The organism is Bacteriovorax sp. DB6_IX (genome assembly GCF_000447775.1).
Lineage (GTDB): Bacteria > Bdellovibrionota > Bacteriovoracia > Bacteriovoracales > Bacteriovoracaceae > Halobacteriovorax_A.
The window spans coordinates 1-7,740 of sequence record NZ_AUNJ01000323.1 but is presented as its reverse complement, the minus strand read 5'-3'; the positions used below and the strand labels follow the sequence as shown (position 1 = coordinate 7,740).

Sequence of the window (7,740 nt, the reverse complement as noted above, 5' to 3'; positions counted from 1 at the left end):
CTCTCTCTCACTTGTATGTGGAGTTAAGTTTGGTGACGATGGTCAGCAAGAAGTCGATTCAAACTGTGTAAGAGAGAACTTCTTTAACTCTTTCTTCACAGATCTTAAGCTTGGAAAGTACTTCCCAAGACTTGAGCTTTATAAGAAGTCATCAACGAAAGCTGAGATGATTGAATATATCAAAGGTGTTGAAGGATTTGCTAGAGATACAGATCTTAGAAACCCATGGAAGAAGAGAGACTTTGCTCTTGTTCTTGCAGCTATGATTAATATTGAATCAACTTTCCTAAGGTTTGATACTTCTTATGACAATATCTTAGACTTTAATGAGCTTAAGAGCGCACTTAATGTTTACAGAAATGCTATTATCCTTCTCGCAAATCTTGAAGGTAATAATAAGAAATTAGCAAGAACAGTGTTCTTCTATATGGTTAAATACATGAAAGCACCATCTCCAGTTACAGTATGGTCTTTAGACAAAATCTTTAAACTTCACTTCAAAAATACAAGAGCGAAGAGAATTAATATTGGTACACTACTTTATTACTTAGTTAATAATGCTGAATCGACAGAAAAGTCGACAATGCAAAAAGTGAAACATAACATCTCAGACCTAGGCCCACTCATTAGCTCTTATGCAGACGCTATGGCCGAAAAAACTGGTGAAGAAATCGAAGAGATTGTCCAAGAAGTCCACAATATGTACTTGGATACAAAAAGATTTTTAGGTTTTTAAAATGATCGAAATTAACATTAATCAAACAGTGGCCGTCCTTGTGGACGGTAATAATATTGAAAGAAGTATTCATCATATTACACAGAATTCAAATACGATGATTAACTTTGACACCCTTATTCCAAACCTCCTAGATGGACGTGGTCTTAATCGACTCATCTATTTTAGAGAGGGAAAGAATATCTCATCTAAACTAACAGAAAGGCTTCACAACCACTACTACGGTTCAGTTATCCCATGTCATAAGTCAGCGGATATTCCTTTAACAATTAAGGCCACTCAACTTGCAAGTAAAGTTGATACTATTATCATTATGTCAGGAGACTCTGATTATATTGAACTAGTGAGGCACTTAAAGTCTGAAGGTGTTAGAGTGGAGATTGCCTCTGTTCCAGAGACCACATCGGGACTCCTTATCGAAGAGTCTGATTTCTACCATCCAATTGAAGAAGATGATTGGTTTGAATTAGCTCCAGCGAGACCAAAGAAAAAGACTCGCTCACGCAGAAAGTCTTAAATACTTTAATAAAGATAGATAAGTTAGAGAATGCTCGATTTCACCTGAGTCGAGCATTTCTTCAATTCTCTCAAGTGAATACTTTTCAATTTCAATTTCTTCTAAGGGATCAAAACATTGCTTTCCTTCAGGACGACATTGGCGGGCCAAAAAGACATAACAAGTATTTGTCATAAAAGCTGGATTAACTTTTACCGACCCAAGACTCTCCCACTCATTTGAGATATAGCCCGTTTCTTCTTCGAGCTCTCTCTTTGCAGCATGAAGGGGGTCTTCTCCTATTTCAATTGCTCCTGCAGCTGTTTCAATTGTTATATCATCTAAACCATGACGATATTGCTTCACCATAATAACCTGGTCATCTTCATCGATGGCCACAATATTTACCCAATCAAGACAAGTTACGATATCAAAGACTCCAGATTTATCTCCATTTGGCGAAGATGAATCCACAGTCTCATATTTAAAAACATGTGCTCGTAAAACTTCTTTTCTATTTGATTGGGACCATTTCTTCATCGCTAGAAGTCCATCAAGATGACCCCTTGATTAGGATCCTGCTTTTCCATAAGGTCTTGATTAAATCGATCTCTCACTTCAAGATAGCGAGTGAAGCGATTTTGCCCAATTAACTTGAGAAGAACTTCATCGTATTTTGAGCGAATATCCTTTTCAAATTGCCTTTCTTGCTCTGTTGGATTGTATGTATAGGAAGGACCATACTTGGCCTCCATTTCTTGGTGAAAAGTATCAAAGGCCCTTACCTTATCTTTTTCCAATCCTTCTCTCATTTTTAGATATTCTTGATATACTTTCTCTTCAACTTGAAACTCTTCAATAAAGAGACTCTTTATCTGAGATGTCCACTTCGCTTCAATCTCGTCATATTTCTCTTCCCAACCTTCCATTTGCTTGTCGACATCGACTTGATCATTAATAAGCTTACTCTTTGGAACGGCTTGCATAATTTTTTCCGCCTCAACTGGCTTAGGTGAAGTCTTAGCAACCTTTTGATCTGGGACGGATTGAGATTCTTGTCTCGTCTCAACCTGCTCAATTTCAACTTCTTTTTGATTTCCTACAAAAATATAGACAAGTCCTGCCACAATAATGACACCAACTAAAATAAGGGCTTTTTTCATTTAACTCTTCTCCGGTGGAATAAATCCTTCAAAGATAATATTATCGCACAAATCTTGGCATTCTTCATAGAGGTCCATATTATCTATGGTCCAAAAAACAATATGCCCATGAGTCATCATTTTAATCAAATAATATTGAGCTATATTAAATGTCTTATAATCAAGACCAATATAATCTGGCCTAACCACCGGGGCCAAGGCCATATACTGAAGAAGTTTTCTCTTTGGTAAATTTAAATCAGTATCAGAGAAATCACTTGTCACTAGGAGACCGAGAACAGTATTTGGATAATGAGAACGAATCCATTTTAGAGTTAAAGGATTAAAAGACTGTATCGTATAATCGCCTTCATAGAAGTGAAGGTACTTCATTACTTCGGCCTCAAACTCACCATTATGATCATTTACTTTAAGCTCAATAATTAGAGGGACTCTCCCATCAACAAGCTCTAACACCTCTTCTAGTGTTGGAATTGTTTGCTCAGTACCATTGAGGTGAAGTTTTTTTAAACTAGAAAGAATATATTGGGATACCCGACCATTACTCCCCGTCATACGTTCTAACTCTTCATCATGAAAGACAACAGGGATACCATCTTTACTAAGATGGACGTCAAGTTCTATAGCAAACCCAAGTTCTATGGCCTTTTCAAAAGCGGCCATAGAGTTCTCAGGTAAATCTTCGTTATGAAACCCTCTGTGGGCAATCGGTTTTTCTAAGTAAAAGCTCATGCACCTATTTTACAACGTTTTTAGGAACATGATGAGGTCTTTTTTATTTTCTTTTGTTAGAAGTTCATTACCATTTTTGTCAGTAAAGATTCTTCTATAGTGACCTGTATTTCTCAGCCCTTTCTTACTAGTGTTAAAGAAAGCTTCTTTTAAGCGTCTTTTCTTAGGAACCTTATTTCCAACCGGAAACCGACACATTCACTATCAAAATCTTCAGTCTTACTTTCAGCAGGAATCTGATAGAAAGTCTTCGTTCTCTTATTTGGTGGTGTCATAAGATCACAGAGAGTTGGAATAGAGTTATTGTGAAGATAAGGATATCTTGACCAAATTCCATCAAGTGGAGGTGGTACGTAACCCTTTTGAGGCTCAACAACAGTTTTCATCCACTTTGAGATCTTGAGCTCATTAAGAGCACTTGCGAAGGCCTTTGTTCCTTCGTATCGACCAGGATCTGTCCCAACATCTTTGACAGGAGTCACCTTGTGGTACTTAACATTTACTGTTTTTAAGATATCCACTTGCGAAAGCTCTTCAGCATTAGGTGTTGACCATGCCTTAGTGTATTGTCCATGACATTTTTGGCATCTATTCTTAAAGATTTGCTCACCTCTTTTCGCCGCGGCCAAATTAATCGAGTCAGCAGGAAAGAAGTCTGTCCATGCAGGAGGTTTTGTAGAGAACGCTGCAGCTGTTAACTCACGAATAGTATCTTGACTGTCTTTCATCCACTGCTCTAATTCTCTGAGATCAGTTCCTCTTCCTAATTCATTCCAAAGGAAGTTTGTAAAAATGGGATTACCAGCAACGATAGACCCATCAGAAAGCCATCTAGTTTTATACTTTAAGTTCCACCATACCGCAGGTTTAGAATCAGCGACCTCATGAGAGAGAATATTCTGTCTCGGAAATGTTTGATAGAACTTTGATTTAGAAGCGTATTCATCCTTTCCTCTACGAGCAAGAGAAAGTGCGACTTGAGGAAGTGATGTATCAAGACCAAGGACTTGAGGTTTTACAACTCCAACCGACTTGAGGTTTTGCTTTGTTCTTAAAAGCATTTCAACTTCTTCATCTGTTGCCCCAGTTAAGTTTTGAAACATTTTTGGTGGGACAAAGGGAACAAACTTCTTGGCCATATCAAATAACCTATTGGCCTTAACAACTTTATTTGTAAGCCCCATAACACTTGTTCCAAAGAGATTTGCAGAGTGGCAAGTAGCACAACTAAAAGTTAAACCTTTTCCCCATTTCGTCTCAACAATTGAAGCCCCCATATAGTAATCAGGCTTATATCCCTCAGGATAAGGGATACGATAAATTCCAATCGCATCTTCATCATTGTACTTATTTAATCCAAGCCACTGGTAGAGACTTTCAACACTATCAATACCTGTCGTCTTCTCTCCTATTTTAGAGAGAATAAGTTTCATGAGATTATTATCTTTTTCCTTAAAGAAGTTAACCATCGGTTCATAAGGTATAAAGAGACCTGAAACTGTTACAGGATAGACAAGTGCGTGCTTATACCCCTCCTGAGTAATTTCTTGAAATTCTTCTTCAGAAAGATTGTAGATATTCTCTCTATTATCACCTGGTTTTATTTGAGTATTTCTCGACCAGTCAGGCTCATAAGAAAATGCCATTTGACTCGTCATAAATAATGACAGCAGTATTAACTTTTTCATCTATCGTCTCCCTAGAAAATCAAGAGCTTTGGCTCACTCATTTCTTCAATTGTATATTTCACACCTTCACGTCCAAGACCAGAGTCCTTAACTCCCCCATAAGGCATATGGTCTATTCTAAAACCTGGAACATTATTCATAAGAACAGCACCAACTTCTAGTTTATTAAAGGCATATTTCATTTGGCTAATTTGATTTGTAAAGACACCGGCCTGAAGACCATACTTAGAGTCATTGACAAGCTCAATCGCATCGTCAAAGTAATCTGTCTTATCCAAGATTAAAACCGGCCCAAAAATTTCTTCCGAAACAACTTTCATATCCGGTGATGTATCAGTCAAAATTGTTGGCGCATAAATATTATGGTCTTCATCGAGGATATGACCACCAGTTAGAACCTTTGCTCCTTGAGCAACTGCTTCTTGTACCCACTCATGAATTCTCTCAACGTGAGACTCATCAATAATGGGCCCATTAATAACCTTCTTATTCGCAGGGTTTCCACTCTCAATCTCTTCAACGGCCTCTAGTAATTTTTCAACAAACTCATCATAGACATTAGAATCTACATAACAACGTTGAGTCGAAATACAGATTTGCCCAGAGTAAAGGAAAGCACCAGGGATAAGCTTTTCACAAACATCTTCAATATCAGCAGAGTGATCCACGATAACTGCGGCATTTCCTCCAAGCTCTAAGATCACTTTCTTCTTTAAGGCCTTGTTCTTAAGTTCCCAGCCCACTTGAGGAGATCCAGTAAAAGAGAAAACTTTTACACGAGGCTCAGTTAGAATTTTTTCAGCAACATCATTCTCACAAATGACGACATTCACAGCTCCTGCAGGATAACCAACCTTCTGAATAAGACTCGCAAATGCTAGTGCTGTTAATGGTGTATATGGAGACGGCTTTAAGACAACTGAGTTTCCTAACGCGAGGGCCGGTCCAATTTTATGAAGAGCTAAATTAAGTGGAAAATTAAAAGGAGAAATACACCCTACAATCCCAACAGCAAAACGTTGAGTGAAAGCATTCTTTCCAACACCTTGATCAAAATTCATTGGTACAACTTCACCTTGAATTCTCTTTGCCTCTTGAGCAGAAATTTCCAGAGTTGTTATACAACGATTAACTTCAGCCTTTGCATACTCAATTGGTTTTCCAGCTTCGGCGCTAATCAACTGCGCAAAAGACTCTTGTTGCTCTTTAAGGGCTTCTACTAGTTTAAATAGAAGCTCGCTTCTCTTACCAGCATCCCATGTCTTCATCTGCTCAAAAGCGATCTGGGCCACATCAAACGCAGAATCTAATTGATCAGCATTTAAGTAAGAAATCTCAGCAAGAAGAGATTGATTGTACTTATTCTTCACACGAAGAATATCATTTGAATTTCCTTGAACCCATTGATTGCCAATGAAGCTCGTATTCTTTAAGAAGCTATGCATAAAAAAACCACCGATATTACGGTGGTCATTCTATCTAAATTATATTTAAAGGGTCAATTAATGAAAGAAATTAATAGTCGAATTCATCCGCACTATACTGATTGGTGAGCTCTTTTTTGAGAATCTTATTATCATCGAGGAAATTCTTCTCTCCAAAGAGAAAAAGCTTCATACTACAGAGATAGCAAAGCTTAATACTGACCTCACGACCTTCAAAAGAAGCGTAAAACTTCGCTCTTTCCAAGTTCGATCTCACTGGACCATTGGCCAATGACCAGTTCTTTCCCTTAGCTATACATGCGTCACACATGTTTCTACTCCGTTCTCTCGTGGATTAACTCTGTTAATATTCTATCGGAATTCAGTAAAATTTCTTTATCCAAAATTTAAATCCTCAATTTTATTAAGGAGTTATGCTTATTACCATGCTTTCAAATCTGAAAATCTCTTCAAAAATCGCCACATTTCTAAGCCCGCCTTCCTACTTTCACTTAAATAGCTATGGCCAGTAATAATCCCCTTTGATAGATTTAACTATCTAATAATTCATGGAGATTTTATATGCTAGATCAGCTTAAGCCTTTAAATGTAAAGAATAAATTAGCACCAGCACCAACAACTGAGCCGAAATTTGCGGTTGAAGTCAAAAACAAGAATGGAGATTCTGTAAAAGTTGGTGATCCACAGATCACAAGAGGACTTCTTGCTCTTATGAACCAACACGCTGTTATTGGTGGAGCTGCTTGCCACTGGGGTGGACCTGCTGCTTTTGCTGAGATGATGAGTGCTCTTCATGGGATCATGTTTAACTCTACTAAGCAGTGGTATGAAAGCTATAACTTTGTTAACGATGCGGGACACGCGGAAAACGGAATCTATGCTCTTAGAGCGAACCTAGGTTTTGATAATCTAAACTTTGAATCTCTTAGAAAATTTAGATCAATCGAAAGCAAACTAACGGGACATGGTGAAGCTCACCTAAATCCAGAAGGTGTCTTTATTAGTAACGGACCACTTGGTTCAGGACTACCACAGGCACAAGGTCTTGCAATTGCCGATAAAGTTATTGGAAATGACAGAGTTACTCTATGTGTAATTTCTGATGGTGGTTGTATGGAAGGAGAGGCCAAGGAGTCGATGTCGGCAATTCCAGGTCTTGCTAAGAAAGAAAAGCTAAATCCATTTGTTATGGTTATCTCTGATAATAATACAAAACTTGGTGGTAGAATTTCAGAAGATAGTTTTGAAATGAACCCAACTTTTGATTCACTTACTCAACTTGGTTGGGACCTAATCGTTGAAGAAGATGGACATAATCTTCAAAGTGTTTTCTCAACTCTTGAAGGAGCTATCGCAACAGCGAAATCAAATCCAGCTAAACCAGTTGCCGTCATCGTTAAAACGATCAAGGGTTACGGAGTAAAATCAACAGAAGAAAGTGCTTCAGGTGGACACGGTTACCCACTTAAGGCGTATGANG

General features: G+C 38.0%; 9 protein-coding genes. 3 read left to right on the top strand and 6 right to left on the bottom strand.

What is annotated here, in order from left to right:
- Both M901_RS09865 and M901_RS16520 read left to right on the top strand, forming a co-directional pair.
- Positions 1-736: hypothetical protein (locus tag M901_RS09865; protein ID WP_021278051.1), on the top strand; the 736-nt coding region annotated here is incomplete at its 5' end.
- 1 nt (position 737) lies between these two features.
- Positions 738-1,253: an NYN domain-containing protein gene (locus M901_RS16520; RefSeq protein WP_021278053.1), complete on the top strand. Its 516-nt coding sequence runs from the start codon at positions 738-740 to the stop codon at positions 1,251-1,253.
- Here the strand turns inward: M901_RS16520 and M901_RS09855 are convergent.
- The 6 genes from M901_RS09855 to M901_RS09830 all read right to left on the bottom strand — a co-directional run bounded on the left by M901_RS09855 (position 1,236) and on the right by M901_RS09830 (position 6,570).
- Positions 1,236-1,772, bottom strand: coding sequence for an NUDIX hydrolase (locus tag M901_RS09855; protein WP_021278056.1), 537 nt, complete (start codon positions 1,770-1,772; stop codon positions 1,236-1,238). The genes M901_RS16520 and M901_RS09855 overlap by 18 nt on opposite strands.
- A 2-nt stretch (positions 1,773-1,774) precedes the next feature.
- Positions 1,775-2,395 (bottom strand): hypothetical protein, encoded by a 621-nt coding sequence (locus M901_RS09850; protein WP_021278049.1) that lies wholly within the window; start codon positions 2,393-2,395, stop codon positions 1,775-1,777.
- Positions 2,396-3,127, bottom strand: a complete 732-nt coding sequence (locus M901_RS09845; RefSeq protein WP_021278052.1) for a glycerophosphodiester phosphodiesterase family protein — start codon at positions 3,125-3,127, stop codon at positions 2,396-2,398.
- Between the two features lie 149 nt (positions 3,128-3,276).
- A complete protein-coding gene (locus tag M901_RS09840) occupies positions 3,277-4,815 on the bottom strand; it encodes a hypothetical protein (RefSeq protein ID WP_021278054.1) in 1,539 nt (512 codons plus the stop codon).
- A gap of 11 nt (positions 4,816-4,826) precedes the next feature.
- The gene (locus M901_RS09835; RefSeq protein ID WP_021278048.1) at positions 4,827-6,260 is read right to left on the bottom strand and encodes an aldehyde dehydrogenase family protein; all 1,434 of its coding nucleotides are present in this window, start codon (positions 6,258-6,260) and stop codon (positions 4,827-4,829) included.
- A 70-nt stretch (positions 6,261-6,330) separates the two neighbouring features.
- Positions 6,331-6,570, bottom strand: a complete 240-nt coding sequence (locus M901_RS09830; RefSeq protein ID WP_021278050.1) for a hypothetical protein — start codon at positions 6,568-6,570, stop codon at positions 6,331-6,333.
- A gap of 251 nt (positions 6,571-6,821) precedes the next feature.
- On the opposite strand from M901_RS09830, the gene M901_RS17070 reads away from it, so the two are divergent.
- The coding region (locus M901_RS17070) for a thiamine pyrophosphate-dependent enzyme (protein WP_034721668.1) at positions 6,822-7,740 on the top strand (919 nt) is incomplete at its 3' end.

Excerpts from the sequence above, each read along its gene's own strand:
- M901_RS09850 (WP_021278049.1), bottom strand. The coding sequence starts at position 2,395 with ATGAAAAAAGCCCTTATTTTAGTTGGTGTCATTATTGTGGCAGGACTT.
- M901_RS09855 (WP_021278056.1), bottom strand. The coding sequence starts at position 1,772 with ATGAAGAAATGGTCCCAATCAAATAGAAAAGAAGTTTTACGAGCACAT.
- M901_RS09835 (WP_021278048.1), bottom strand. The coding sequence starts at position 6,260 with ATGCATAGCTTCTTAAAGAATACGAGCTTCATTGGCAATCAATGGGTT.
- M901_RS09830 (WP_021278050.1), bottom strand. The coding sequence starts at position 6,570 with ATGTGTGACGCATGTATAGCTAAGGGAAAGAACTGGTCATTGGCCAAT.
- M901_RS09845 (WP_021278052.1), bottom strand. The coding sequence starts at position 3,127 with ATGAGCTTTTACTTAGAAAAACCGATTGCCCACAGAGGGTTTCATAAC.
- M901_RS09840 (WP_021278054.1), bottom strand. The coding sequence starts at position 4,815 with ATGAAAAAGTTAATACTGCTGTCATTATTTATGACGAGTCAAATGGCA.
- M901_RS16520 (WP_021278053.1), top strand. The coding sequence starts at position 738 with ATGATCGAAATTAACATTAATCAAACAGTGGCCGTCCTTGTGGACGGT.